Below are 26531 nucleotides of genomic sequence, written 5' to 3' on the forward strand. Positions count from 1 at the left end.
GATATTGAATCGTGAAAACAGCTTATGACGTGGATCACCTTCGGTCAAGGAGTGTCGCCTGCATGGCCGGTCATAATTCGCTGGTTCGCCCCAGTGCGCTGGTGCAGTCAGGCGGCGGAAGAACCTGCTTTGACCGGGAACATTAGCCGCAGCTATTCTCATAAGGCAATAATGTTTTCTCACAATACGAAAACCTAGCGCCAGTATTCAACGACGAAAAGAGGCTGCCGTGGCTGCAGGAGAAGATACCTTCCATATCCGCAGCGGGTTGACTAACCAGCTGCCTGATCGTGATCCGGAAGAGACGGCCGAGTGGGTTGAGTCCCTGGATTCGCTGATCAGGGAACAGGGCACTGAGCGTGCCCAATACATCATGCGGAGCCTGCTGCAGCGCGCGGGTGCGCAGAGCGTGGGCGTGCCGATGGTGACCACCACCGATTACGTGAACACCATCCCGGTGGACCAGGAAGCAGAGTTCCCGGGCAACGAGGAATACGAGCGCCGGTACCGGGCGTACATGCGGTGGAACGCCGCGGTGATGGTCCACCGGTCCCAGCGGCCCAACATCGGCGTGGGCGGGCACATCTCCACCTACGCCGGTGCTGCGACCCTGTACGAGGTGGGCTTCAACCACTTCTTCCGCGGCAAGGACCACCCCGGCGGCGGGGACCAGGTCTTCTTCCAGGGCCACGCCTCCCCCGGCATGTACGCCCGGGCGTTCATGGAAGGCCGCCTCAGTGAGGAGGACCTGGACGGGTTCCGGCAGGAAAAATCCCGCGAAGGCCACGCCCTGTCCTCCTACCCGCACCCGCGGCTGATGCCGCACTTCTGGGAATTCCCCACCGTGTCCATGGGCATCGGGCCGATGAACGCGATCTACCAGGCCCAGTCCAACCGGTACCTGCACAACCGGGGCCTGAAAGACACCTCCGACCAGCAGGTCTGGGCGTTCCTGGGCGACGGGGAAATGGACGAGCCCGAATCCCGCGGCCTGCTCCAGCTCGCCGCGAACGAGAACCTGGACAACCTGAACTTCGTGATCAACTGCAACCTCCAGCGCCTGGACGGGCCGGTGCGCGGCAACGGCAAGATCATGCAGGAACTCGAAGCGTTCTTCCGCGGCGCCGGCTGGAACGTGATCAAGGTCGTCTGGGGCCGGGAATGGGATGACCTGCTCACCCGCGACACCGACGGGTCGCTGGTGAAAATCATGAACGAAACCCCCGACGGGGACTACCAGACCTACAAGGCCGAATCCGGCGGGTTCGTCCGCGAACACTTCTTCGGCAAGGATCCCGCCACCAAAGACCTCGTCGCGGACCTCACCGATGACCAGATCTGGAACCTCAAACGCGGCGGCCACGACTACCGCAAGGTCTACGCCGCGTACAAGGCCGCCACCGAGTTCAAGGGCAAACCCACCGTCATCCTCGCCAAAACCGTCAAGGGCTACGGACTGGGACCACACTTCGAGGGCCGCAACGCGACCCACCAAATGAAAAAACTCACCCTCGACGACCTCAAGGAATTCCGGGATTATCTTCGCATCCCGATTTCCGATGCCCGGCTGGAGGAAGACCCTTACGGTCCGCCCTACTTCCATCCCGGCCATGACGCACCAGAGATTGCCTATCTCCACGAGCGGCGCCGTGCACTAGGCGGTCCCGTGCCGGAACGCCGGCCTAACCACGAAACCGTTGAGCTGCCCGAGGCCAAGACGTTTGACAGCGCCAAACGCGGCACGGGCAAGCAGCAGGCCGCCACCACCATGGCTTTCGTCCGGCTCCTGAAGGATCTCATCAGGGACAAGAAGTTCGGGCACCGGATTGTGCCCATTGTTCCGGATGAATCTCGGACCTTCGGTATGGATGCGTTCTTCCCCACGGCGAAGATCTACAACCCGGGCGGACAGAACTACCTGTCCGTGGACCGGGACCTCGTCCTGGCCTACAAGGAGTCCGCGCAGGGCCAGCTCATCCACCCCGGCATCAACGAAGCTGGCGCCGTGGCAGCCTTCACCGCCGCCGGCACAGCGTACGCCACCCACGGCGTGCCCCTGGTCCCCGTCTACGTGTTCTACTCCATGTTCGGCTTCCAGCGCACCGGCGACGCCTTCTGGGCAGCAGCAGACCAGATGACCCGCGGCTTCATCATCGGCGCCACCGCAGGACGGACCACCCTCACCGGCGAAGGCCTCCAGCACGCCGACGGCCACTCCCCGCTCCTGGCCTCCACCAACCCGGCAGCAGTCACCTACGACCCCGCCTTCGGCTACGAAATGGGCCACATCATTCGCGACGGCATTAAGCGCATGTACGGGGAGCATTCCGACGGCGGCCCGGCAGGTCCGGCAGATCGGAACCTCATGTATTACCTCACGGTGTACAACGAGCCGATCACCCAGCCCGCCGAACCGGAGAACCTTGACGTGGAAGGTGTACTGAAAGGCATTTACCGGGTCTCCGCGTCGGACCTGGAAGGCCCGAAGGCCCAGATCCTGGCGTCCGGCGTCTCCGTGCCCTGGGCCCTCGAAGCCCAACGAATCCTGGCCGACGACTGGAACGTCTCCGCCGACGTCTGGTCCGTGACCTCCTGGAACGAACTGCGCCGCGACGGCATGGCCGCCGAAGAGGAAGCCTTCCTCAACCCCGGCCAGCCGGCCCGCGTCCCGTTCGTCACCAAGCAGCTCGAAGGCGCCACCGGCCCCGTCGTCGCCGTCTCGGACTACATGAAGGCCGTCCCGGACCAGATCCGCCAATTCGTCCCCAACGAATTCGCCACCCTCGGCGCCGACGGCTTCGGCTTCTCCGACACCCGCGCCGCAGCCCGCCGCTTCTTCAAAAACGATATCCACTCGATCATCGTGAAAACGCTGCAGATGCTCGCGGCGAGGGGTGACGTGGAGGAGGGCGCGCCGTCGTACGCCATGGACCGCTACAAACTCCTGGACGTGAACGCCGGGACCACCGGCGGGGCCGGAGGCGACGCCTGACCCGCCATCCAGATGACAGTTGGCGGCAGTCCCAGCGTGTGACACTGCTGCCAACTGGCATCCCGCGTGGATAGTGTGAGGCTATGGGGAACATGGAGGAGGTCCGGACCACGGGGATTGTGCTTGCAGCCGGCGCCGGCACCAGGCTGGGCAAAGGTCCCAAGGCACTGCTCCCGTATCGTGGCCGGCCGCTGGTGGAATCCGTCGCCGGGGCGCTGCTCGACGGCGGCTGCCGGGAGGTGGTGGTGGTGCTCGGCGCCGGCGCTCCGGACGTGGCGGCCATCGCCGAACTGGACCGCTACCGGACGGTGGTGAACCACGAATGGCAGTCAGGGATGGGCAATTCCCTGCTGCTCGGCAACGCCAGCGCGGATCCCAGGGACCATCTGATGGTGGCGCTCGTGGACCAGCCCGGCGTGACTCCGCGGGCAGTGGGGCGGCTGCTTGCGGCCCACCGTGCTGGCCGGGTCACCGCGGCTGCCTACGACGGCGGAGCTGCCGCAACAGAGGGTTCAGGCGGCAGGTTCCGGCGCGGTCATCCGCTGGTCATCGACGCCGGCCTGAGGGACGCTGTGGCCGGTACAGTTACGGGCGACTCCGGGGCGCGCGGCTTCCTGCAGGCCCATCCGGAGCTGGTGGACGAGGTGGACTGCAGCGACCTTTCCACCGGACTGGACGTTGACACGCCGGAGCAGCTGTACCTCCTGGGCTAGCGGCGGATCACGCCGGTGCTGAACAGTTCCTCCAGGCCCCGCTTGAAACCGGACCTCCCGCCGTGGGAAGGGTGCCGGACTTTTGGCACGTCCATTCCGCTGGACAGCAGGCTGCGGTGTGCCACGTTGCCCACCGCCACCACGGTTTCGATGCCGAACAGCTCCGCGAGCGACTGCCAGAACGGCGTCCCGGCCCTGGCGTCGGCAACCGTTGGCGTCCGGTTGGACTGGGGCTTTCCGGGCACGTGGGTATGCCACGGGCAGGCGCTCCACAGCAGGGGCAGGAACTGTAATTCGGCCAGGACCTCCCACATCACGGTTGCAGTCGGCTCGGCCGCGACCTCCGCTGCCTCCGGCGGCAGCGAGTAGCCCTTGCCCGGGCCGAACAAGCCGAAGCTGTTGGCCGGTCCCTGGAACATGGTGCGGTTGGTAAACGGAACTCCGGTGATCCTCATGCCCCGGAAACCCGGAGCCTCGCCCAGCAGCAGGACCTTGGGCGGCCGGTTCAGCATCTCCTCGAGGTACAGCTCCAGGTTCCGCCGGCGCCCTGCATTGCCGGGGCTGCTGTGGTCAAAGAAGTTGTTGCGCCCCGGAACCGTGGGCACGGCAGCGAGCTGCTCCACAAAGTCGTTGACAGAGGCAGTCACCGGCGTGCTCCCAGGCGAACGCTACCAGCGCGGGTGGATAACCTCACGGAAGTAGTGGTCGTAGATCCAGCGGACGCCGCCGTCGAACTCTTCATTGACTGCCACGGAAGCCGCGGCAGCATTTGCCGCAGTCTGTTCCACGTTGCGCGCCCCCGGGATTACGGTAGTGACGCCGTCCTGCGCCGCGATCCAGGCGATAGCTGCCTGGGCAGTGCTGGCACCTTCCGGAACGATCTGCTCAAACTCGGCCACGGCCTTCAGGCCCAGCTCGTAGTCCACGCCGGAGAACGTCTCGCCGACGTCGAAGGAGTCGCCGTTGCGGTTGTAGTTCCGGTGGTCGTTCTCCGCGAAAGAGGTCTCCTTCGTGTACTTGCCGGAGAGCAGGCCGGACGCGAGCGGCACCCGCGCGATGATGCCCACGTTGGCTGCCTTCGCAGCGGGTAGGACCTCGTCCAGGGGCTTGAGCCGGAAGGCGTTCAGGATGATCTGGACGGAGGCGGTGCCCTCATGGCGGATCGCTTCCAGGGCCTCGTCGGTGCGCTCCACGCTGACGCCGTAGTTGCGGATGGCGCCCTCAGACACCAGGGTGTCCAGGGCGTCATAGACCTCCGCGTTGCTGTACACCGGGGTGGGCGGGCAGTGCAGCTGGACCAGGTCCAGGGTGTCGGTGCCCAGGTTTTTCCGGGACCGGTCCACCCATTGGCGGAAGTTGGCCAGCGTGTAGTGCTCCGGCTTCTGGTCCACGCGGCGGCCCATCTTCGTGGCCACCGTGATGTCCAGTCCGGGGTTGTCCGCGAGGAACTGACCGATGGCCTGCTCGCTCTTGCCGTCACCGTAGACGTCGGCGGTGTCGAAGAAATTCACTCCCGCTTCAACGGAAGCAGCCAGGATTGCCTGCGCCTGGGCGGGGTCCACGTTGCCCCAATCCGCGCCTAGCTGCCAGGTTCCCAGCCCCACAATGGAGACGTTCCGTCCGGTCTTGCCTAAAATCCGCTGTTCCATCCCTTGACTATAGGGGGCGGTTGCGCAGCCGCCGGAATTTTACGGCCCCCGCCGCGCCGGTCATGCCGCCGCCGGGCAAGGGGCACGCGCCGCCCTCAGAGAGCCGAGCGCTGCAGGTTGGGCACCAGCCCCGCTTCCTTAAGTCCCAGGTAGATCTTGTCCCGGGCAATCGGCAGGGTGCCGAATCGCACTCCGGTGGCGTTGCGGATGGCGTTCGCGAGGGCGGGTGCCACGGGATTGAAGGGGCTTTCGCTCATGGACTTGGCACCGAGCGGGCCCAGCTTGTCGTTGGTATCCGCGAAGTACACTTCGCTGCGCGGCACGTCCGCAAAGGTGGGGATGTGGTACTGCCGCAGGATGTCCGTGGTGACCCTGCCGTCGTCGTCAATCACCACCTCCTCATACAGCGTGGCACCGATGGCCTGGGCAATCCCGCCCTCGATCTGGCCGCGGCACTGGCGCGGATTCACCACCACGCCGGCGTCCGCCGCCTGCACGCTCTGCAGGATTTTCAGCTCGCCCGTCCCGCGGTTCACCGCCACCCTGAAACCGTGGACGTTGAAGGCCACGGACCGAGGCGTCCCGCCCCAGCGGCCTTCCGCTGCGAGTTCGACGCCGGCTTCCGCAGCCGCCTGCGCTAGTTCAGCGAGCGGCACGGGCGTTCCGTCGATGATGATGGCGTCCCCGTCGAGGACGCAGGCGGAGGCCTGGGTCTGGTGGATTCCCGCGGCGAACGCGCGGATGCGTACGGCCAGTTCCTCGGCGGCGGCCAGCGTTGCCTTGCCGGCCACCACAGTGCCCGCGGAGCCGAAGGCCCCGGTATCGTGCTCCACCAGGTCAGTATCGGATTGCCGCACCGCTACCCGCGCCGCTTCCGTGGACAACGCGGTGGCCGCCAACTGGGCGTGGACGGTGGTGGTGCCGTTACCGAACTCGGCGGTCCCGACGTCGGCCTGGTACGTTCCGTCCGGCAGGAGCCGGAGCCGGGAATGGGCAAAGTGGCCGCGCGGGGGCACGGTGTCAATCATGGACAGCGCGGTCCCCTCGCCGGTCAGCCACTCCGGCCCCAGTTCGTCCAGGCCGGCAGCCCGGTAGCGCTCCCGGCCTCGGGCCAGCGCGTCGCGGACGAGGCTCAGGCACTGGTCCAGCCCGTAACTGCCGTAATGGACGTCCTCCTCCGGCTCCGGCTGGGTGGACAGCATCCGGTCCCCTTCGCGCACCATGTTCCGGCGGCGGAATTCCGCGGGATCCATGCCGATGCCGGCCGCGAGCTCGTCCATGGCCGACTCGATGGCAAAGATCATCTGGCTCAGCCCGTAGCCCCGGAACGCTCCGGCGGGGACCGTGTTGGTGTACATCGCGTGGGCGTCCACCTTCTTGTTGGTGCAGTTGTACACGCTCAGGGATTCGCCGCAGCCGTGGAACATCACACCCGGCCCGTGGTTGCCGTAGGCGCCGGTGTTGGTCAGGACATCCAGTTCCAGGGCCGTGAGCCGGCCGTCATTGCTGGTGCCGGCCTTGAGCTTGATGGTGAACGGATGGCGGGTGGTGGTGGCGGTGAACTGCTCGGTCCTGGTCAGTTCGAGCTGGACGGGCCGCCCCAGCTTGAGGGCTGCGAGCGCCACGATGTCCTCGGTCAGGACCTCCTGCTTCCCGCCGAAACCGCCGCCCACCCGGCCGGCCACCACGTGGACCTGCTTCTCCGGAAGCCCGAACACCCGGCACAGGGTCCGCCGGACCAGGAACGGCACCTGGCTGGAGGTCCGGACCTGCAGGCGGCCTTCGCCGTCCACCGACGCGATGGCGGCGTGGGTTTCCAGGGCCACGTGCTGGACGCGCTGGGTGCGGTAGGTGTGTTCGTGGATGAAGTCCGCGGCGGCGAAGCCCTCGGCAACGCTCCCCAGTTCGGAGTGGAGCTCGGCCACCACATTGCGGTCCGGGCGGGAGATGCGGGCCACCGTTCCATCCTTGTCCCCGTGGACCAGCGGAGCGCCGGGAAGGAGCGCGTCCTGCGGTGAGAAGACCGCGGGCAGTTCCTCGTACTCAACCTCCAGTGCCCGCACCCCTGCTTCGGCGGCGGCTACTGTTTCGGCCACCACCGCGGCGACGCGCTGGCCCCGGAACCGCACCACGTCATCGAGCACGCGGGTATCGTCCGGGTCATCGGTGAACAGTTCGTGCTGGGCGGTGGAGAACAGCTGTTCGGGTGCGTCCTGGTGGGTGAAGACCGCCACTACGCCGGGGAGATTCATCGCTGCATCGGTGTTGATGGACAGCACCCGGGCATGCGCATGCGGCGAGCGCAGGAGCTTAAGGTGGAGCAGGCCCTGCAGCTGGCCTGCCGGGACATCCAGGGTGTAGCGGGCGGTACCGGTGACCAATGCCCGGCTGGCGGGTGCGGGGACGTCGTCGCCCAGCTGCCCCGGCTCCGGATCCGGCTGCCCCTCCCCCGCAATTCCGGAGGCCTGACCCTTGGGAGCCGGGTGGCCGGCAGCCCCGCAGACGGCATCCGAAATGGCCCGGTATCCAGTGCACCGGCAGAGGTTTCCCTTCAGGTTCCGGGGCAGGTTCTCCTTCTGTTCGTCATCGAACGTTGCGGCCGTCATCAGCATCCCCGCCGTGCAGAACCCGCACTGGAAGCCCTGCCGCTCCATAAACTGCTGCTGGACGGGGTGGAGGTCCGCGCCGTCGCCTGCCGTTGAAGCCAGGCCCTCGATAGTGGTGACAGCGTGCCCCTCTGCCCGGACGGCGGGATAGATACAGCTGTGTACCGGAGTGCCGTCCACGTGCACGGTGCAGGCTCCGCAGTCGCCACCGTCGCAGCCCTTCTTGACGCCCAGGTTCCCCTGTTCCCGGAGGAAGGTGCGCAGGCACTGGCCGGGCCGCGGGGCAGTTTCAGCCGATACGCCGTTGATCTCGATGGCCATGCTCAGGCCCCTTCCTGCTGTGCGCGGAGTCCTTGTGCATGGTGTCCCCGGTCCGATGGCGGCCAGAAGTCGCCGGAGACCCGGAGCCCGGGCGCCCCTTCAGAGGCAGTGAGCTCGGCCCGGATCTCGTCGGCCAGGCGGTACGTCATATCCCGGCGCCACACAGGCAGGCCATGGATATCGTTATGGTAAAGGCCGGCGGGGATCGCCTCGTCGAGTGCCGCGGCCAGGGCATCGGTGTCCGGCAGCGTGTCGAAGCGCAGCTGCACCGGCCGTCTGGTGGCCGCGGTGACGGTGAGGACAAAGGACGTACCGGCGTCGAGCCTCCCGATCAGCAGAACCCCGGACCTGCCGAGGTTGCTCAACGACAGCCGGCGGAACGCCACGCGGGAGGCAAGGGCCGACGCCGGGAGGTGGATGCTGCGCAGGAGCTCGCCGGGTGCCAGGCAGTTCGTCGCGTCGCCCGTGACGAAGTCGCTCACCGGCACACTGCGGCTGGCGCCACCGGGGCCAAGGATGGTGGCGGTGCCGTCCAGTCCGGCGCAGAGCGAGATGACGGGGCCCGCGGGCAGGGACGTACACAGGTTGCCGCCCACTGTGGACATGTTCCACACCTTGAAGGAGGCCACGAAGGAGTCGCAGCAGGGACGGATGAGGTCCAATGCGGGCCAGGTTTCCTGAAAGACGCCCGGCTGCCCGGGGAGGTTGTAGAGCTCCGCGATGGTGCAGGTGGCGGCGAGCTCGATGCCGGCATCTGTCACGCTGACCGGCGTCCAGCCGGCCGAGCCCAGGTCCAGGAGGCGCTTCAACGGCTGGGGCCCAAAGGCGAAGCTGCCGTAGGAGAACAACACCGTGCCGCCGGCCAGCCAGGCGTCGCCGTCGCGCCATTGTGCGGGGTCGGTGGTGGGGACCACCGCCTCGATGGTGTTCATGTCCATACGATCTCCTGGTGCTTAACGTTGATGGGGGCCGGGGCGGGTGTGTCCGCCGATGGTGCGGCCTGCCGGTGGATGGGGCCGGAGGTCTCCCTCAACGGCTGGCGCGATGCTGCCTTGTTGCGGGCGGCGATGAGCTCGGCCAGGACGGAGACCGCCACTTCCGCGGGGGTTACTGCTCCGAGGTCCAGGCCGAGCGGTGAGTGGAGCCCGGCGATCCGCCCAGGGGGAACTCCCCTGTCCAGGAGTGCGTCCACCCGTTGGACATGGCTGCGCCGTGACCCGAGTGCTCCGATGAAAGCGGTGTCCAGTCCCAGCGCGGTTTCGAGCAGGGGAAGATCAAACTTGGGGTCGTGGGTGAGGACGCAGATCACGGTCCTGCCGTCCACGCGTCCTGCGGCGGCTTCTGCTGCGAGGTACTGGTGCGGCCAGGCGGCCACCACTTCATCAGCTGTCCGGAACCGTGCCTGGCCGGCAAAGGCCGGGCGCGCGTCCACCAGGGTGACGTGGTAGCCCAGCGGTTTGGCGGCCGGTACCAATGCGGCGCTGAAGTCGTTGGCGCCGAAGACCAGCAGGCGGGGCGCCGCGAGCCGGGACTCCACGAGCACTCTTGCGTCCCCGACACACAGGCCGGCACCGGCCAGATTCAGGACGCCCGTCGCCCCGCTGCGCAGGAAGGACTCAAGCCGGGCGGCCCGCGCCCTTCCTGCTTTAGCGCCTCCGCCCATATCCGGCAAGGTATCCGGCAACATGTCCAGCAGTGCAGCCAGTTCGGGATGTCCGGAGACACTGGCGGAACCAGGTTCGGGAATAACGACGGCGCTGCTGCCGCCACCCTCTCGCCGCAGGTCCAGTTTGCGGACCAGCGCCAACGGTTTATCCGGCGGGTAAGCCGCCAGCTGCCGCAGAGCCTTACCCAGCGCACAACCGTCGCTCATGTTGGCCGGTTCAATGTGCACGTCCAGTTCTCCCCCGCAGGTGAGGCCGGCAGCGAACGCATCTTCGGCGCTGAAGCCGAACGTCTCAAGGCGGGTGACGCCGTCGTCCAGTGATTCCAGGGCTGCCGCCACGACGGCTCCTTCCACACAGCCGCCGGACAGGCTGCCCAGGACAACGCCGCCGTCGGCCACGAGCATGGAGGTGCCCACCGGCCGGGGAACCGAGCCGCTGGCCCGGACGATGGTGGCCACAGCGAACCGCTGGCGGGCAAGGGCCGGAGCCCAGCCGTTCAGTGAAGGGATCAGGTCAAGCATGGCGGCACTCCTTCTTCCGCGCTGCGGTGGTGTCCATATTGTCGTTCCTATCGGGGGCCGGGCCAAGCCTTGGCCCGGCCCCCAATGTTTCGGGCGCGGTCAGGCGCCCAGCAGCAGGTTGATGGGGCCGCGGGCGAAGTACACCAGGAAGCCCGCGCTGACCACCCACATCAGCGGGTGGATCTTCCTGGCTTTCCCGGATGAGGCGCCGATGACCGCCCAGCTGATGAAGCCCACGCCGATGCCGTTGGCGATCGAGTAGCTCAGCGGCATGGTGACGATGGTGAGGAAGGCCGGCAGCGCAACGGTGAACTTGCTGAACTTGATCTCGCGGATCTGCGCCATCATCATCGCGCCCACCACCACCAGCGCTGCGGCCGCCACTTCGAGCGGAACCACGCTGGTGAGCGGCGTGAGGAACATCGAGCCCAGGAACAGGACGCCGGTCACCACTGACGCGAGGCCGGTCCGGGCGCCTTCACCAATACCGGCGGCGGAGTCGATGTACACCGTGTTGGACGAGCCCGAGGTGGCCCCGCCTGCCACTGCGCCGAAGCCTTCCACGATGAAGGCGGACTTCAGCCGGGGGAACGTGCCGTCCTTGTGGGCGACGCCGGCGCTCTTGGCCAGGCCGGTCATGGTGCCCATGGCATCGAAGAAGTTGGTGAACACCAGCGTGAACACCAGCATGGTGGCAGCCAGCCCGCCGATCCGGCCGAAGGCGCCGAACAGGTCGAAGTGTCCCACCAGGCCCAGGTCCGGTGCGGACACCAGCTGGCCCGAGAGAACTGGGGTGTTCAGGTGCCAGCCGCCGGGGTTGGTATCGCTGGCCGGGCCGATCTTCAGGACTGCTTCGACGACGGCGGCCAGGACCGTGGTGGCCACGATCCCGATCAGCAGCCCGCCCTGGATCTTGCGGGCCACCAGGATGCCCATGGCCAGCAGGCCGACGACGAACACCAGGGTGGGGATGGAGGTGATGGAGCCGCCGTCGCCCAGCTGGACAGGCGGGCCGCCCGCCGTCGCCCGGACGAAGCCGGAGTCCACGAAGCCGATGAAGGCGATGAACAGGCCGATGCCCACCGTGATGGCGGCCTTCAGCTCCTTGGGCACTGCGCGGAAGATGGCGGTGCGGGCGCCGGTGATCCCGAAGAGGACGATCAGGATGCCGTTGATGACCACCAGGCCCATCGCCTCCGCCCAGGTGACCTCGTGGATGACGGAAACGGCGAGGAAGGAGTTGATGCCCAGCCCGGCGGCCAGGCCGAACGGCAGGTTCGCAATGAGGCCGAAAAGGATGGTCATGACGCCGGCCGTGAGTCCGGTGACGGCGCCTATCTGTGCCGCTGAGAGCCAGCCCCCGGCGACGTCGGTGGGGGCGTTCTCCGCGGTGAAACCGCCCAGGATCAGGGGGTTGAGGATGACGATGTACGCCATGGTGAAGAAGGTGACCAGGCCGCCGCGGAATTCGCGGGCCAGGGTGGAGCCGCGCTGGGTGACCTGGAAGAACCGGTCCAGGACAGAGTCCGGCGCCGGCGGTTGGGGAGTGCCCGTTGCGGGCTTGCGGGTGCGGGGACTTGGAGCCGAATGCTCCTCGTGGGAATTGTCCAGGATGGTCATGTCAGCCGCCGGGCCTAGTAGTCGATCCTGGATTCGAGTGTGTTCCAGGTGTTGAACGGTTCCAGCGGGGCGGGAGCCCCGGGATCGTCCAGCACCAGCTTCGAGACCGGCATCAGGGCGTCCCTGTCCTGGTTGTCGAAGTATTCGTAGAAAACGGCGTCATCGAAGCCAACGGAAGCGGCGTCATGCCGGTCCGCGGCGAAGACCACCTTTTCCACCCGGGCCCAGAGCGCGGAGGCCAGGCACATGGGGCATGGCTCGCAGCTGGTGTAGAGGACGGCGCCGCTGAGGTCGAAGGTGCCGAGCTCGCGGCATGCGGTGCGGATCGCGGTGACTTCTGCGTGTGCGGTGGGATCGTTGTCTGCGGTGACGCGGTTGACGCCGTCGAACGCCCGGCCGTCAGCCGTAACGATCATGGCGCCGAAGGGGCCCCCGCTGTTCAGGACGTTGGCCGTGGCCAACCTGATGGATCTGGCCAGAAACTGTTCGGCCGTGACGGTGGTACTCATGATGCGACTTCCTTTTGCCGGGAAGCCTGATGCCGCGTGCAGGACCAGTAGAACCAGGTGCGAACGGTTACCAGGCTTCAGCATGTGCTGTGAAGGTTAAGTTGCGCCTGGTAGATAGCTTCCCGGTGACCCGGTGCCCGCCTTTGGCAAGATCGAGATTAGCACCGGAATGTGGGCTGCGCCATAGTTTTCTGGAATTTTAATTTCACAATGTGAAATCCATGTTTCGAGGTTTTCACGTCTCCAGTCACATTCTGAAGGCATTGACGCCCGTTGGCCGCTCCACCTAGCCTAGGTGCCAGCCGCAATGCTGCCGGGCACCTGAACCGGCACGGAGCGGCCACCTGGATCAGCAGACAGGGCCTCACTGAGCTGGAATGTATCCTCCAGCGCTCAGAGAAGGACAACCGTGACGCCCTCCCCCGCTTCCCGTTTGTGGATCAAAAACCCGCAGGCGGCTTTCACCGCCAACCATCTCGACGCCTCGGGCGGCCTGGTGGTCAGCGGCGGTGTCATCACCGAGGTCCTCGCAGCCGGGCAGGCGCCCTCGCAGCCGTGCCAGGAGATCTTCGACGCGCGAAACCATGTGCTGCTTCCGGGCCTGATCAACTCGCACCACCACTTCTACCAGACCCTCACGCGCGCCTGGGGCCCCGTGGCGAACGCCCCCTTGTTTCCCTGGCTGCAGAACCTGTATCCAGTGTGGGCCCGGCTCACTCCGCGGGACCTTGAGCTCGCCACCACGGTTGCACTGGCGGAACTTCTGCTGTCCGGCTGCACCACGGCTGCCGACCACCACTACCTCTTCCCGGCGGGCCTGGAGGATGCGGTCGACATCCAGGTGGAGGCCGTCCGCCGGCTGGGCATGCGGGCCACCCTCACGCGGGGGTCCATGACACTGGGAACGGACGACGGCGGCCTGCCGCCGCAGTCGACAGTGCAGGCAGCAGAGGTGGTACTGGCCGACAGCGAACGGCTGGTGCACCAGTACCACGAGCGCAGCGACGACGCGGTCATCCAGATTGCCCTGGCGCCGTGCTCGCCATTTTCGGTCACCAAGGAAATCATGGCCGAAAGCGCCGCGCTCGCCGAACGCCTGGACGTCCGGCTGCACACCCACCTCGCGGAGACCCTGGACGAGGAGGACTTTTGCCGGAAGATGTTCGGGCTTCGGGTCGTGGACTACCTGGACAGTGTGGGCTGGCTGACGGACCGCACCTGGCTGGGCCACGGCATCCACTTCAGCGACGCGGAGATTGCCAGGCTGGGAGCCGCGGGCACCGCCGTCGCGCACTGCCCAACCTCCAACATGCGCCTGGCCTCTGGAACTGCCCGGGTGCTGGAACTGGAGGACGCGGGAGTCCCCGTGGGGCTGGGCGTGGACGGCTCGGCGTCGAACGATGCCTCGAACATGATCCTGGAAGCGCGCCAGGCGCTCTACCTCCAGCGGCTGCGCTACGGCGCCGATGTTCCGGTGGAGCGGGCTCTTGGCTGGGCCACCCGCGGCTCGGCTGCAGCGCTGGGCCGGTCCGGGCTCGGCCAGCTGGCTCCGGGAATGCAGGCGGACCTTGCCCTCTTCCGGCTGGATGACCTGCGGTTCTCGGGCAGCCACGATCCGGTGGCCGCACTGCTGCTGTGCGCCGCGGACCGGGCCGACCGGGTAATGGTTGGCGGGCAGTGGCGGGTGGTGGACGGCCAGATCCCCGGACTCGATGTCGCCGGGCTGATCGCGGAGCACTCCGCGGCTGCGCGGCGGCTGGTCAACGGCTAGCTACGAACGCCTGCTGAACCCCGGCAGCGCCTGGACCCAGCGCGAGAAGCGGCCGGGAACGTGCTCACGGTCCGCGGGCAGGTAGAAGTCCGGATCCGTTCCGCCGCCGAGGGGGAGGTAGAACTCCTGGACTGCGGGCGCCGCCGCGGGTACCGGTGAAACCGGCGCTTTGTCCTGCTGGTACATCTGATCCTCCTTCGAGGCAGTTGGAATAGTTCCGCAAAATGGAAAGAAACTTTTGCTATGTGGAATAGTCTAGGCTGTGGCCAACGGCTTCGTCAATGGTTCGGATGCCTCCCGGTCACAAACCGAATTTTCGCTTTGTGATGTACACCACCGGTTTCGGGAGGTACGCTGATGTCAATTCGTGGTGTATGTCACGTAACCTGGGAGCAGCAGGCAGGGTCGTAATGAGCTGGCATCAATGGATGCCGGCTCTTTTTTGTTGGGTCGGCTCCACCGGAAACGCGCTTGAAACGCGCGCTTAATCTCAGTGATGGAACCTAGGTTCCACATACCGGAAGTTGGGACAGACCATGAGCAGCAAATTCATCCTCGGCGAAAACCAGTACGGAAAGGCCGAGGTCCGCGTCGTCAAGATCACCCGTGACAGCGACCGCCACGAAATCGAAGACCTGAACGTCACCTCGCAGCTGCGCGGTGACTTCGCAGCCGCCCACCTCGAAGGCGACAACGCCCACGTGGTGGCTACGGACACCCAGAAGAACACCATCTACGCGTTCGCCCGGGACGGCGTCGGCTCCCCCGAGGCGTTCCTGCTTCGCCTCGGCGAGCACTTCACCTCCAGCTTCGACTGGGTCACCGGTGGCCGCTGGGAAGCTGAGTCCTACAGCTGGGACCGGATCCAGGCCCACGGCGCCGGGCACGATCACTCCTTCGTGCGCAACGGCCAGGAAGTCCGCACCGCGGTCCTGGTCCGCGACGGCGCCACCACCCACCTCATCTCCGGGCTCAAGGACCTGACCGTCCTGAAATCCACCCAGTCCGGCTTCGTGGGCTACCCGAAGGACAAGTACACCACCCTGCCCGAGACCACCGACCGCATCCTGGCCACCGATGTCTCGGCCCGCTGGCGCTTCAAGACGGGCACCGACTTCAGCGCCCTGGACTTCAACAAAAATTACGACGACGTCAAGGGACTCCTGCTCGAAGGCTTCACGGAGAAGTACTCCCACGCCCTCCAGCAGACCCTGTTCGACATGGGCACCAAGGTACTGGAAGCCCACAGCGAGATCGACGAGATCAAGTTCTCCATGCCCAACAAGCACCACTTCCTGGTGGACCTCTCGCCGTTCGGCCTCGACAACCCCAATGAGGTCTTCTTCGCCGCGGACCGCCCCTACGGCCTGATCGAGGCCACCGTCCAGCGCGAGGACGCTAACCCCGCGGACATCGCCTGGTCCGGCATCGCCGGCTTCTGCTAAACCCGCTGCCGCACTTCCCGTTTTCCGGGGCCGCTCCTTCTCGAGGAGCGGCCCCGCCCCAGCAACGTCTTTCAACACCGTTAGCCAGACCCCGTTAGCCAGACAATGTCGTCTGCCATGAACCAAGAAAGTCTGCCATGAACACCAGAAAGAAACCGGCCGCTGCTGCCGCCGGAAAAGGCACCCGCTCAAGCCGCCCGGAGGACCAGCGCCTTCCCATTGCCAGCACCTTCGCCTACGGCTTCCAGCACGTCCTCACCATGTACGGCGGCATCATCGCCCCGCCCCTGATCATTGGCGCCGCGGCCGGGATGTCCTCGCAGGATATCGGCCTGCTGATCGCGGCCTGCCTCTTCGTCGGCGGGCTCGCGACCATCCTGCAGACCGTCGGCATCCGCTTCTTCGGCTCGCAGCTGCCGCTGGTCCAGGGTGTCTCCTTCGCGGGCGTTTCCACCATGGTGGCCATCGTGCACGGCGGCGGCGGGATCCAGGCGGTGTTCGGGTCGGTCATCGCGGCATCACTGATCGGCCTGCTGATCACACCGCTCTTTTCCAAGATCATCCGGTTCTTCCCGCCCGTGGTCACCGGAACGGTCATCACCACCATCGGGCTGACCCTCATGCCTGTGGCGGCCAACTGGGCCATGGGCGGCAACAACAAGGCTGAGAACTACGGCAGCATGGCCAATATTGGACTGGCTGCGGCCACCATGGCCATCGTCCTGCTGCTGAGCAAGGTGGGCAGCGCCGCTATCTCCCGGCTGTCTATCCTGCTGGCGATGGTCCTGGGCACGGGGATCGCTTTCGCCTTCGGCATGGCCGACTTCTCCAAAGTGGGCCAGGGCGAAATCGTCGCCTTCCCCACCCCGTTCGCCTTCGGCCCGCCAGTCTTCGAAATCGCCGCCATCATCTCCATGCTCATCGTCATCCTGGTGACCCTGACGGAGACTTCGGCGGACATCATCGCGGTGGGCGAGATCGTGGGCACCAAGGTCGATTCCAAGAGGATCGGCGACGGCCTCCGGGCTGACATGCTCTCCAGCGCCATCTCGCCGCTGTTCAACTCCTTCACTCAGAGCGCCTTCGCCCAAAACGTGGGCCTGGTGGCCATCACGGGTGTCAAGAGCCGCTTTGTGGTCAGCGCCGGTGGCCTGATCCTCGTGATCCTGGGCCTGCTGCCGGTCCTTGGCCGGGTGGTCGCAGCGGTGCCGACGCCTGTCCTCGGAGGTGCCGGCGTCGTACTCTTTGGTACGGTGGCCGCCAGCGGCATCCGCACGCTGTCCAAGGTGGAGTACCGGAACAACATGAACCTGATCATCGTGGCGGCGTCCATCGGGTTCGGCATGATCCCGATTGCCGCGCCGGCTTTCTACGACAAGTTCCCGTCCTGGTTCGGCACCATCTTCCACTCCGGCATCAGCTCAGCCGCCGTGATGGCCATCCTGCTGAACCTGCTCTTCAACCACCTCAAAGCCGGCAACTCCGAAAACCAGTCCGTGTTCGTGGCCGGCACCGAACGGGTTGTGCGGGAAGAGGACCTGAAATGCCTGGCCGACGGCGACCGCTATGAAGGCGGCAAGCTCATCGACTGCGAGGGCAAGGAAGTCCGGATCGAGTCGACCGAGAAGGCGTCAGAACACTAGCACCACCGAACCAAAGACGGCGGCCCGCTCCGGAAAGGAGGGGCCGCCGTCGTGGTCAGCGAAAGGAGTGGATTCAGGTGCGGTTCAGTTCCAGCGAGATGGCCTCGGCGGCTTCGCGGAGGACCGGCACCGCTCTGTCCGCAAAGTTCTCGTCCACCCGGGAGACGGGACCGGACACCGAGATTGCGGTGGGGGTGGGAGCGTTGGGCACCGCCATGGCGAAGCAGCGCACACCGAGTTCCTGCTCCTCCTCGTCAATGGAGTAGCCCCGCTCGCGGATGAGCTTCAGGTCGGCCAGGAGGTCCTCGACGTCGCCGATGCTCTTGACGGTGGGCGTCGGCATCCCGGCGCGGGTCACAATGCCGCGCACCGTCTCGTCATCCAGCTGGGCCAGGATGGCCTTCCCGACGCCGGTGGCATGGGTGTGGGCGCGCCGGCCCACCTCGGTAAACATGCGCATGGAGTGCAGCGAGGGCACCTGCGCCACGTAGATCACCATGTCCGAGTCCAGCACCGCCATGTTCGAGGTCTCCCCCAGCCGGTCCACCAGTGTTTTCAGCTGCGGGCGGGCCACGGCACCAAGCTGCTTGTTGGCTCCTTCGCCCAGCCGGATGAGCCGTGGGCCCAGTGCATAGCGGCGGTTTGGCAGCTGCCGGACATAGCCAAGGGACACCAGCGTCCTCAACAGGCGGTGGATGGTGGGCAGCGGAAGGTCTGTGGACGACGACAGTTCGCTGAGCGTAACGTCACCCCCCGCGTTCGTAATGAGCTCCAGCAGTTCGAAGACGCGCTCTACCGACTGCACGCCGCCCGAGGCTTTTTCTGCCATTCCGTTGTCTCCTACGGCTCGGAATCCGACAACTCTTATCCGCATCGTGAAAAGAGTTGTTTAGAACACCCAACATACCGCACCCCACCACGCACCGCGATGCATCCCTTTCAGTCTTATTCGGAGGGCTTGCATTTCCATCTTGTAGATAATAATATCCATAATACGAAAACATTGGTTTCGGGAGACAGACCGGACACGGCCCGATACGAGGCCCAACAGGAGGACATTCAATGGCGAACCCCAGCCCCGGAAATTCGATCACCCTGCGTGTGGAAGCACCGTCAAGCTTCAGCGCCACCAGCGAACTCGCTGCTGCCGTGGGAGCGGCCGGTGCCGCGATCACCGCACTGGACGTCAGCGAATCCCACCACGAGACACTCGTCGTGGACGTCACCTGCAACACCACCGACGACGAACACGCCGCCCGGGTCAAGGACGCCCTTAACGCGCTCGACGGCGTCACCGTCCAGCACGTCTCGGACCGCACCTTCCTGATGCACCTGGGCGGCAAGCTGGAAGTTGTCCCCAAAGTAGCCCTGCGCAACCGCGACGATCTTTCCCGCGCCTACACTCCCGGCGTCGCCCGCGTCTGCCTCGCCATCGCCGAGGACCCCGCGGCGGCCCGCAACCTGACCGTCAAGCGCAACACCATCGCCGTCGTCACCGACGGTTCTGCCGTGCTGGGCCTGGGCAACATCGGCCCCGCTGCAGCACTTCCCGTGATGGAGGGCAAGGCTGCCCTGTTCAAGCAGTTCGCCAACGTGGACGCGTGGCCGGTCTGCCTGGATACCCAGGACACCGAAGAGATCATCAAAATCGTCAAGGCCCTCGCCCCGGTTTACGGCGGTGTGAACCTCGAGGACATCGCCGCCCCGCGCTGCTTCGAAATCGAGAACCGGCTCCGAGCGGAGCTGGACATCCCGGTATTCCACGACGACCAGCACGGCACCGCCATCGTCACCCTCGCGGCCCTGGTCAACGCACTGCGCGTGGTGGGCAAGAAACTGGACGAGGTGAAGATTGTGGTTTCGGGAGTTGGCGCGGCCGGCTCCGCCATCATCCAGCTCCTCAAGGCACAGGGCGCGCAGCACATCGTCGCCGCCGGCCGCTCCGGTGCCATTCACTCGGGTGAGACTTACGGGGATGAGCACCGCAGCTGGATCGCGGCGAACACGAACGAGGAAGGCTTCGCCGGCACGCTCCACGAGGCAATCGTCGGTGCGGATGTGTTCATCGGCGTCAGCGCCCCGCACGTCATCGGCGAGGAACAGGTGGCAGCGATGGCCGCGGACGCCATCGTGTTCGCCATGGCCAACCCGACGCCGGAAATCGACCCGGTCATCGCATCCCGGCACGCCGCCGTAGTAGCCACCGGCCGCAGCGACTTCCCCAACCAGATCAACAACGTACTGGCCTTCCCGGGCTTCTTCCGCGGCCTGCTCGACGCCGGCGCATCAGACATCACCCCGGAGATGCTGGTGGCCGCCGCGGAAGCGATCGCCAAGCGGGTAGCTGACGACGAGCTCAATGCCAGCTACATTATCCCCAGTGTCTTCGATCCCCACGTGGCCGCCGATGTTGCCTCAGCCGTTGCAGCTGCCGCCCACGCCGCAAACGTGGCAACCGCGGCCGAAGCAGCCGAGGAACCCGAAGCCGCCCTGGCCAGCGCCTGATTCACTGCCTGACTTCAGCACAAGGAAAGGACCAGAAATGGCCATCACCGTCACAGACCCCCGGCCCATTGAACGCGCGGAGGAAATCCTCACCCCCAAGGCACTTGCCTTCATCGAGGAACTCCACACGCGCTTCGCCGGCACCCGCAACGAGCTCCTGGCAGCCCGTGCCGTCAAGCGGCAGCGTGTGGCCGAAACCGGCAAGCTGGACTTCCTGCCGGAGACGCAGGACGTGCGCGACGGCGACTGGAAGGTTGCGCCGGCACCGGCAGCCTTGCAGGACCGCCGGGTTGAGATGACCGGGCCGGCCTCGCCGGCAAAGATGGCCATCAACGCACTGAACTCGGGCGCCAAGGTGTGGCTCGCGGACCTTGAGGATGCCAGCACCCCCACATGGGGCAACGTCATCGACGCCATCCTGAACCTCCGCGACGCCGCCCAGGGCACCCTCAGCTATACGTCGGACGAAGGCAAGGAGTACAGGCTCCGCACGGACGCTCCGCTCGCCGTCGTGGTGGCCCGCCCCCGCGGCTGGCACATGCCGGAGAAGCACCTGCTCCTCAACGGTGAACCGGCTGTGGGCGCCCTGGTGGACTTCGGCCTGCACTTCTTCCACGTGGCCAAGCAGCTGGTGCTCAACGGGCAGGGCCCGTACTACTACCTGCCCAAGATGGAGAGCCACCTCGAGGCCCGGCTGTGGAACGACGTTTTTGTCTTCGCCCAGGATTACCTGGGGTTGGGCCAGGGCACCATCCGCGCCACGGTGCTGATCGAGACCATTCCGGCCGCTTTCGAGATGGACGAGATCCTGTACGAACTGCGGGACCACGCCTCCGGCCTGAACGCCGGCCGCTGGGACTACCTGTTCAGCATCATCAAGTACTTCCGGGACGCCGGCGAGGAGTTCGTACTTCCGGACCGCGCTTCGGTTGTGATGACCGCGCCGTTCATGCGCGCCTACACCGAACTATTGGTCAAGACCTGCCACAAGCGCGGAGCCTTCGCGATGGGCGGCATGGCGGCCGTCATCCCCAACCGCCGCCACCCGGAGGTTACCGAGGCGGCCTTCGCCAAGGTCCGCGCAGACAAGACCCGTGAGGCCAACGACGGGTTCGACGGTTCCTGGGTTGCGCACCCGGACCTGGTGCCCACCTGCCGCGAGGTGTTCGATGCGGTGCTCGGGGACAAGCCGAACCAGCTGGACAAGCAACGCCCCGAGGTTTCGGTAACGGCGGAGCAGCTGCTGGACGTCACCTCCGCCGGGGGCCAGGTCACCGAGGCCGGGCTGCGGCTCAACCTTTACGTGGCCGTCGCCTACACGGCGGTCTGGCTGTCCGGGAACGGTGCAGTGGCCATCCACAACCTGATGGAGGACGCCGCCACCGCCGAAATCTCCCGCTCACAGGTTTGGCAGCAGATCCGCAACAAGTCAGTCCTCGCAGACACCGGCAACACGGTGACAAAGGAACTCGTGGAGCGGATCCTGGGCGAGGAGACCGAACGGCTCCGCACGGAGGTGGGCGACGAAGCGTTCACCCGCTACTACCAGCCTGCCAGCGGACTGATCACGGACATCTGCCTCTCCGACGATTACACGGACTTCCTCACCACCCCGGCCTACGAACTGGTGGGCTGAGGCATGGCCGCACCCAAGCCCTCCTTGTCCCCGGGGAACCTTGCGCACATCGACGGGCAGCTGGCCGCCACAGACCGCCTGCTGGAGCAGAACTACCCGGGCGACGACGGCTCGCGCCAGCCCGTCCACACGGTGTACGTCCCTGCGGACCGGTTCACGCCGTCGTTCGCTGCTGAGTGGGGCGCCGAAGCACTGGCGACGGCGGAAGCGCACGGCGGGCTGGAAAAGCTCGGCGCGCTGCTGGGCCAGGACGCCGCACTGGCCGGGGCGGTCGCTCCGCGCGTCGAAGCGAAGCTTGCCAGCGAACCGATCGAGGACCTGCGGCTCGATTTTGAGGATGGTTTCGGGGACAGGGGCGACGACGCCGAGGACGCCGCCGCGGTTGCTGCAGCTTCCGCGGTGGCCACCGCCGTCGCGGCCGGCTCCGCTCCCCCGTTCATCGGCATCCGGTTCAAGTGCTTTGAAGCGGCCACCCGTGCCCGCGGACTGCGGACGCTGGACCTGTTCGTCTCCGGCCTCGCCTCAGCCGGTGAGTTGCCCGAGGGGCTGGTCCTCACCCTGCCCAAGGTGACCACTGTGGCCCAGGTCCAGGCCATGGACTACGCCGTGTCCCGGCTTGAGGAAGTCCACTCGCTCCCCGCGGGCCGACTCCGCTTCGAGGTGCAGGTGGAAACGCCGCAACTCATCCTGGGGCCGGAAGGAACCTCGCCGGTGGCGCAGCTGCCGCACACCGTTCCGGGCCGCATCAGCGGCCTGCACTACGGCACCTACGACTACTCGGCATCGCTGCAGATCTCCGCCGAGTACCAGTCCATGGAGCACCCCGTGGCGGACTTCGCCAAGGAAGTCATGCAGCTGGCCGTGGCAGGCACCGGCATCCGGCTGTCCGACGGGTCAACCAACATCATTCCGGTGGGCGACAACGTGGGGAACGCCTGGCAACTGCACGGCCGCCTGGTCCGGCGGTCGCTGGAACGCGGTTACTACCAGGGCTGGGACCTGCACCCGGCCCAGCTGCCCAGCCGCTTCGCCGCCACCTACGCCTTCTACCGGCAGGGGCTTCCCGCGGCTGCCGGCCGGCTGCGCAACTATGTGGAGCAGACCGAAGGCGGCGTCATGGACGAGCCAGCAACTGCCCGGGCCCTGGCAGCCTTCGTGCTGCGCGGCGTCCAATGTGGCGCCGTCGGTGCGGAGGAAGTCCAGGCGCTTGCCGGCGTCGGCATCCCCCAGCTCACCGGACTGGCGCACCCGCGGCTCGCCATCACTTCCAACTCCTAGGTAAGGATCTCTTTTATGGGCAAGTACTACTCCCCCACCGGCGGTCTGCCGCCGCAGACCCACCTGACCACAGAGCGGGCCATCGTCACCGAGGCCTACACGGTGATCCCCAAGGGCGTCATGACGGACATCGTCACGTCCAACCTGCCCGGCTTTTCGAACACCCGCTCCTGGATCATCGCGCGCCCCATCTCCGGCTTCGCCACGACGTTCTCCCAGTTGATTGTGGAGATCGGCCCCGGGGGCGGCGCGCCCAAGGCCGAGTTCGAGGCCGGCGTCGAAGGCGTAATTTTTGTTACCCGCGGCAGGGTCAACCTCACCCTTGACGGCGAGCTGCACCAGCTGGAGGAAGGCGGCTACGCCTACCTGGCCGCTGGTTCGGAGTGGGGCCTGGAGAACGTCTCCAGCGACGTTGTCTCCTTCCACTGGATCCGCAAGGCCTACGAGCGCCTTGAGGGCTTCGAGGCCAAGTCCTTGGTCACCAACGAAAAGGACGTTGAGCCCACGTCGATGCCGGACACCAACGGCGCGTGGAAGACCACCCGCTTCACGGACTCCAGCGATCTGGCCCACGACATGCAGGTGAACATCGTGACCTTCCAGCCCGGCGGCGTGATCCCGTTCCCGGAAACCCACGTGATGGAACACGGCCTGTACGTCCTGGAGGGCAAGGCCATGTACCTGCTGAACAACGACTGGGTGGAGGTGGAGGCCGGGGACTTTATGTGGCTGCGCGCCTTCTGCCCGCAGGCCTGCTACGCCGGCGGCCCGGGCGAGTTCCGCTACCTGCTCTACAAGGACATGAACCGCCAGGTGCGCCTCACCTGAGCAGCCTCCCCCAACCAGGTAGCGCCAAGTGTCGTTTTGGAGCCCCAAAACGACACTTGGCGCTACTCAGTTGGGGGAAAATGAGTGCTATGGGCACAACCCAGGGCCAGCCGTGGAAGCGGATCGCGGCCGCCCTGTGCGCGGTCCTGCTGGTGGCGCCGTCAGCGGGCTGCACCGGGGAACCGCGTCCGCCCGAGCCGGACAAACCGGCAGCCTTCACACTCTTGGAGTCCTTCAGCTCCCGGATGCTGGAGGAAGGCGCGCCCGCGGTACTGATCGCCGTCCGGAACCAGGGCAACAGCTGGACGCACGCTGCCGGCGTCCGGAACCTGGAGACGCGCGAGGCCGCAACGGCCACTGATCCCGTCCACATCGGCGGCATCACCGAATCCATGGTTGCTGTTTCGGTCCTCAAACTGGTGGAGGAGGGCAAACTCAACCTGGACCGCCAGGCCAGCGACTACCTCCCGGAGTTCGGCAGCGTCCTCCATCCGCCCGGGCCGATCACCGTCCGCCAGCTCCTGACCCACGAATCCGGCCTTCCCGATTTCTCCGTCCCCCTTCTGGCCTCCGGTACCTGGGCGGAGACGATGAACCGGCCGCTCAGCCTTGAACACCAGCTGGCCCTGGCCGCCACCCTTCCCTGGGAACGGCGGCTGGCGCAGATTTTCAACTACTCCCGGTCCGATTACGCAGCCCTGGGGCTGATCATCGAACGGCTGCGCGGCCAAAGGCTCAGCCGCGTCCTGGCGGCAGATATCGTGCAACCGCTGGGCCTGGCGGCAACCAGCCTTGGCGGCGGCCCTTCGGCCAGCATGGTGCACGGTTACGTCACGGTCGAGGGCAAGCAGCTGGACGTGGCGCGTCCCGCGTGGCAGGCCGAACTGCCCTCCGGCGGAGTTGTCTCAAGCGTGGAGGACGTAAACAGGTTCTACGCCGCCCTGTTGCAGGGCAGCCTGCTCCCGCCGGACCAGGTGACGGCCATGAAAGGCGGCTTCTCGCAGTATTACGGCTTTGCCCTGCGGCGGTGGAACAACACCTGCAACAACCGTTTCTACTACGGCCTTCCCGGCGACACCGACGGCTACGGCATGGTCACCATGACCAGCGAGGACGGCAGCAGGCAGCTGACCTTGTCAGTTGCCTACCCGGCGGCCCCGCCAACGCTCCAGCTGAACCCGTTGATCTATGAGATGCAGGATGTGGCGCTGGAAGCCCTCAACAGCCTGTGCAGCGAAAACTAAGGGTTCAGGACCACCTTGATGCAGCCGTCCTCCTTCTTCTGGAACTTCTCGTACAGCGCCGGCGCCCCCTCCAGCCCCGAGCGGTGGGTGACCAGATCCATCACACCCAGCGGATCGGCGTCGTCCTCCACCAGGGGCAGCAGATAGTCCGTCCAGTGCCGCACGTTGCACTGGCCCATCCGGAACTGGATCTGCTTGTCGAACATGGTGAGCAAGGGCATGGGGCTGGCCTGGCCGCCATAGACCCCGCTCAGGGACACTGTGCCGCCCCGGCGCACGGCGTCAATGGACGCATGCAAAGCAGCCAGCCGGTCCACGCCTGCCGTCTCCATCGCCTTCTGCGCCAGCTTGTCCGGCAGCAGGCCCAGTGCCTGGTGCGCGAACCCGGCCACAGGGGATCCGTGCGCTTCCATGCCGACGGCGTCCACCACCGCGTCCGGTCCCCGTCCGGCAGTCATTTCCCTCAGCTGGTCTGCCACATCCCTGGTGTAATCGAGAGTTTCCACCCCATGCCGTGCTGCCATCTCCCGCCGTTCGGGGACCGGGTCCACGCCAACTACCCGGAAACCACGGTTGACGCCGATCCTGGCGGAAAACTGCCCTACGGGTCCCAAGCCGAAAACGGCCAGGGTGCCGCCAGGCGGGACGTTGGCGTATTCAACGGCCTGCCAGGCAGTAGGAAGGATGTCGGAGAGGAACAGGTACCGTTCGTCCGGAAGTTCTGTTCCCACCTTGATTGGACCGTAGTCGGCATGCGGGACGCGCAGGTACTCAGCCTGGCCGCCGGGGACGGAACCGTACAGTTCCGAATAGCCAAAGAGGGCGGCGCCGGAGCCTTTGTCCTTGACCTGGGTGGTCTCGCACTGGGACTGCAGGCCTTGGGCACAGAAGTAGCAGTGGCCGCAGGCGATGTTAAAGGGGACCACCACGCGGTCGCCCTTGCGCAGGTTGGTGACGCCGCTGCCCACTTCCTCCACGATGCCCATGGGTTCGTGCCCTATGACGTCACCCTTGTGCATGTACGGGCCCAGCACCTCATACAGGTGGAGGTCCGAGCCGCAAATAGCGGTGGAGGTGATCCGGACAATGGCGTCCGTGGGCTCCTGGATTGCCGGATCAGGCACCTCTGCCACGCTTACCGAGCGTTTTCCCTGCCACGTCAGTGCTTTCACAGTCTCCCTTTCTCTGGATCCGGGCGTCATGCCCTTTCTTCGACGCTAGCGGCTGGCAGGCAAAAAAGTAAGCAGGCTGATGAAAGTCTTGTCGTCCCGGCCCGCTGCTCCTAGCGTAGGAAGGGCCAGACCACCAGAGATGACGAATGAAAGAGGAACATCATGTCGCTCTACCAGCCGGAACCCGTTGAGATCTCCACGCGGATGCGTCCCGGAGAATGGTCGGAGGCCAGCCTGGAGGAGCTCGTGCGCACCTACCGGCAGAGGATCGTGGAGATGGGAGCGAGCGTCACCGACGTGGTGACGGACATTGAGCGGGGCGACGACGGCTCCGTGCGGGTGGCGGTTTCCTGGGACAAGCCAGCCAATGCCGGTGGCGAGGACGCCGTCACCGGCGGGCAGACGCTCTAA

At 66.1% G+C, this 26531-nt stretch carries 21 protein-coding genes; 11 read left to right on the forward strand and 10 right to left on the reverse strand.

The annotated features are described in order from the left end of the window. The first annotated feature begins 229 nt into the window (after window positions 1–229). Both aceE and nboR read left to right on the forward strand, forming a co-directional pair. The gene (gene aceE, locus QFZ36_RS09025; protein ID WP_306635696.1) at window positions 230–2992 is read left to right on the forward strand and encodes a pyruvate dehydrogenase (acetyl-transferring), homodimeric type; all 2763 of its coding nucleotides are present in this window, start codon (window positions 230–232) and stop codon (window positions 2990–2992) included. A gap of 83 nt (window positions 2993–3075) precedes the next feature. After that, the gene (gene nboR / locus QFZ36_RS09030) at window positions 3076–3705 is read left to right on the forward strand and encodes a nicotine blue oxidoreductase (protein WP_306635698.1); all 630 of its coding nucleotides are present in this window, start codon (window positions 3076–3078) and stop codon (window positions 3703–3705) included. Here the strand turns inward: nboR and QFZ36_RS09035 are convergent. From QFZ36_RS09035 to QFZ36_RS09065, 7 genes are all read right to left on the reverse strand, one after another. Next, window positions 3702–4352 (reverse strand): uracil-DNA glycosylase, encoded by a 651-nt coding sequence (locus QFZ36_RS09035; RefSeq protein WP_306635700.1) that lies wholly within the window; start codon window positions 4350–4352, stop codon window positions 3702–3704. The genes nboR and QFZ36_RS09035 overlap by 4 nt on opposite strands. A gap of 21 nt (window positions 4353–4373) precedes the next feature. Continuing rightward, entirely contained in the window at window positions 4374–5354 is a 981-nt protein-coding gene (locus tag QFZ36_RS09040; RefSeq protein WP_306635702.1) for an aldo/keto reductase, read from the reverse strand. Between the two features lie 95 nt (window positions 5355–5449). Further along, complete coding sequence (locus QFZ36_RS09045; RefSeq protein WP_306635704.1) at window positions 5450–8281, reverse strand: molybdopterin-dependent oxidoreductase; 2832 nt, start codon at window positions 8279–8281, stop codon at window positions 5450–5452. A 2-nt stretch (window positions 8282–8283) separates the two neighbouring features. Then, the gene (locus QFZ36_RS09050; RefSeq protein WP_306635707.1) at window positions 8284–9219 is read right to left on the reverse strand and encodes an FAD binding domain-containing protein; all 936 of its coding nucleotides are present in this window, start codon (window positions 9217–9219) and stop codon (window positions 8284–8286) included. Next, the gene (locus tag QFZ36_RS09055; protein ID WP_306635709.1) at window positions 9210–10469 is read right to left on the reverse strand and encodes an XdhC family protein; all 1260 of its coding nucleotides are present in this window, start codon (window positions 10467–10469) and stop codon (window positions 9210–9212) included. The genes QFZ36_RS09050 and QFZ36_RS09055 overlap by 10 nt, the downstream gene beginning before the upstream one ends. Window positions 10470–10568: 99 nt before the next feature. Continuing rightward, the gene (locus tag QFZ36_RS09060; protein ID WP_306635711.1) at window positions 10569–12089 is read right to left on the reverse strand and encodes an NCS2 family permease; all 1521 of its coding nucleotides are present in this window, start codon (window positions 12087–12089) and stop codon (window positions 10569–10571) included. 14 nt (window positions 12090–12103) lie between these two features. Then, a complete protein-coding gene (locus QFZ36_RS09065; protein WP_306635713.1) occupies window positions 12104–12598 on the reverse strand; it encodes a nucleoside deaminase in 495 nt (164 codons plus the stop codon). Between the two features lie 409 nt (window positions 12599–13007). Here QFZ36_RS09065 and QFZ36_RS09070 point away from each other — a divergent pair, with 409 nt between their 5' ends. Continuing rightward, window positions 13008–14369: an 8-oxoguanine deaminase gene (locus QFZ36_RS09070; RefSeq protein ID WP_306635715.1), complete on the forward strand. Its 1362-nt coding sequence runs from the start codon at window positions 13008–13010 to the stop codon at window positions 14367–14369. Here the strand turns inward: QFZ36_RS09070 and QFZ36_RS09075 are convergent, their stop codons facing one another. Then, the gene (locus QFZ36_RS09075; protein ID WP_306635717.1) at window positions 14370–14555 is read right to left on the reverse strand and encodes a hypothetical protein; all 186 of its coding nucleotides are present in this window, start codon (window positions 14553–14555) and stop codon (window positions 14370–14372) included. Between the two features lie 350 nt (window positions 14556–14905). Here QFZ36_RS09075 and pucL point away from each other — a divergent pair, with 350 nt between their 5' ends. Together pucL and QFZ36_RS09085 are read left to right on the forward strand one after the other, a co-directional pair. After that, window positions 14906–15814, forward strand: a complete 909-nt coding sequence (gene pucL, locus QFZ36_RS09080) for a factor-independent urate hydroxylase (RefSeq protein ID WP_306635718.1) — start codon at window positions 14906–14908, stop codon at window positions 15812–15814. 137 nt (window positions 15815–15951) lie between these two features. Next, a complete protein-coding gene (locus QFZ36_RS09085; RefSeq protein ID WP_306635720.1) occupies window positions 15952–17457 on the forward strand; it encodes a nucleobase:cation symporter-2 family protein in 1506 nt (501 codons plus the stop codon). A 73-nt stretch (window positions 17458–17530) separates the two neighbouring features. Here the strand turns inward: QFZ36_RS09085 and QFZ36_RS09090 are convergent, their stop codons facing one another. Continuing rightward, the gene (locus tag QFZ36_RS09090) at window positions 17531–18286 is read right to left on the reverse strand and encodes an IclR family transcriptional regulator (protein ID WP_306635721.1); all 756 of its coding nucleotides are present in this window, start codon (window positions 18284–18286) and stop codon (window positions 17531–17533) included. Window positions 18287–18519: 233 nt separating this feature from the next. Here QFZ36_RS09090 and QFZ36_RS09095 point away from each other — a divergent pair, with 233 nt between their 5' ends. The 5 genes from QFZ36_RS09095 (at window position 18520) to QFZ36_RS09115 (ending at window position 24948) form a co-directional block, all read left to right on the forward strand. After that, window positions 18520–19962 carry an NAD-dependent malic enzyme gene (locus QFZ36_RS09095; RefSeq protein WP_306635723.1) on the forward strand — a complete coding sequence of 481 codons (1443 nt, stop codon included), beginning with the start codon at window positions 18520–18522 and terminating at the stop codon, window positions 19960–19962. A gap of 37 nt (window positions 19963–19999) precedes the next feature. After that, entirely contained in the window at window positions 20000–21598 is a 1599-nt protein-coding gene (gene aceB / locus QFZ36_RS09100; protein ID WP_306635725.1) for a malate synthase A, read from the forward strand. A gap of 3 nt (window positions 21599–21601) precedes the next feature. Then, a complete protein-coding gene (locus tag QFZ36_RS09105; RefSeq protein WP_306635726.1) occupies window positions 21602–22876 on the forward strand; it encodes a DUF6986 family protein in 1275 nt (424 codons plus the stop codon). A gap of 15 nt (window positions 22877–22891) precedes the next feature. Further along, window positions 22892–23704 carry a bifunctional allantoicase/(S)-ureidoglycine aminohydrolase gene (locus QFZ36_RS09110; RefSeq protein ID WP_306635727.1) on the forward strand — a complete coding sequence of 271 codons (813 nt, stop codon included), beginning with the start codon at window positions 22892–22894 and terminating at the stop codon, window positions 23702–23704. Window positions 23705–23793: 89 nt separating this feature from the next. Further along, entirely contained in the window at window positions 23794–24948 is a 1155-nt protein-coding gene (locus tag QFZ36_RS09115; protein ID WP_306635729.1) for a serine hydrolase domain-containing protein, read from the forward strand. Here the strand turns inward: QFZ36_RS09115 and QFZ36_RS09120 are convergent. Then, entirely contained in the window at window positions 24945–26120 is a 1176-nt protein-coding gene (locus tag QFZ36_RS09120) for a zinc-dependent alcohol dehydrogenase (RefSeq protein ID WP_306635730.1), read from the reverse strand. The genes QFZ36_RS09115 and QFZ36_RS09120 overlap by 4 nt on opposite strands. 162 nt (window positions 26121–26282) lie before the next feature. Between QFZ36_RS09120 and QFZ36_RS09125 the strand changes: the two genes are divergently transcribed. Further along, window positions 26283–26531: a hypothetical protein gene (locus QFZ36_RS09125; RefSeq protein WP_306635732.1), complete on the forward strand. Its 249-nt coding sequence runs from the start codon at window positions 26283–26285 to the stop codon at window positions 26529–26531.

Origin of the sequence: Pseudarthrobacter siccitolerans (assembly GCF_030823375.1) — a bacterium.
Taxonomy (GTDB): domain Bacteria; phylum Actinomycetota; class Actinomycetes; order Actinomycetales; family Micrococcaceae; genus Arthrobacter; species Arthrobacter siccitolerans_A.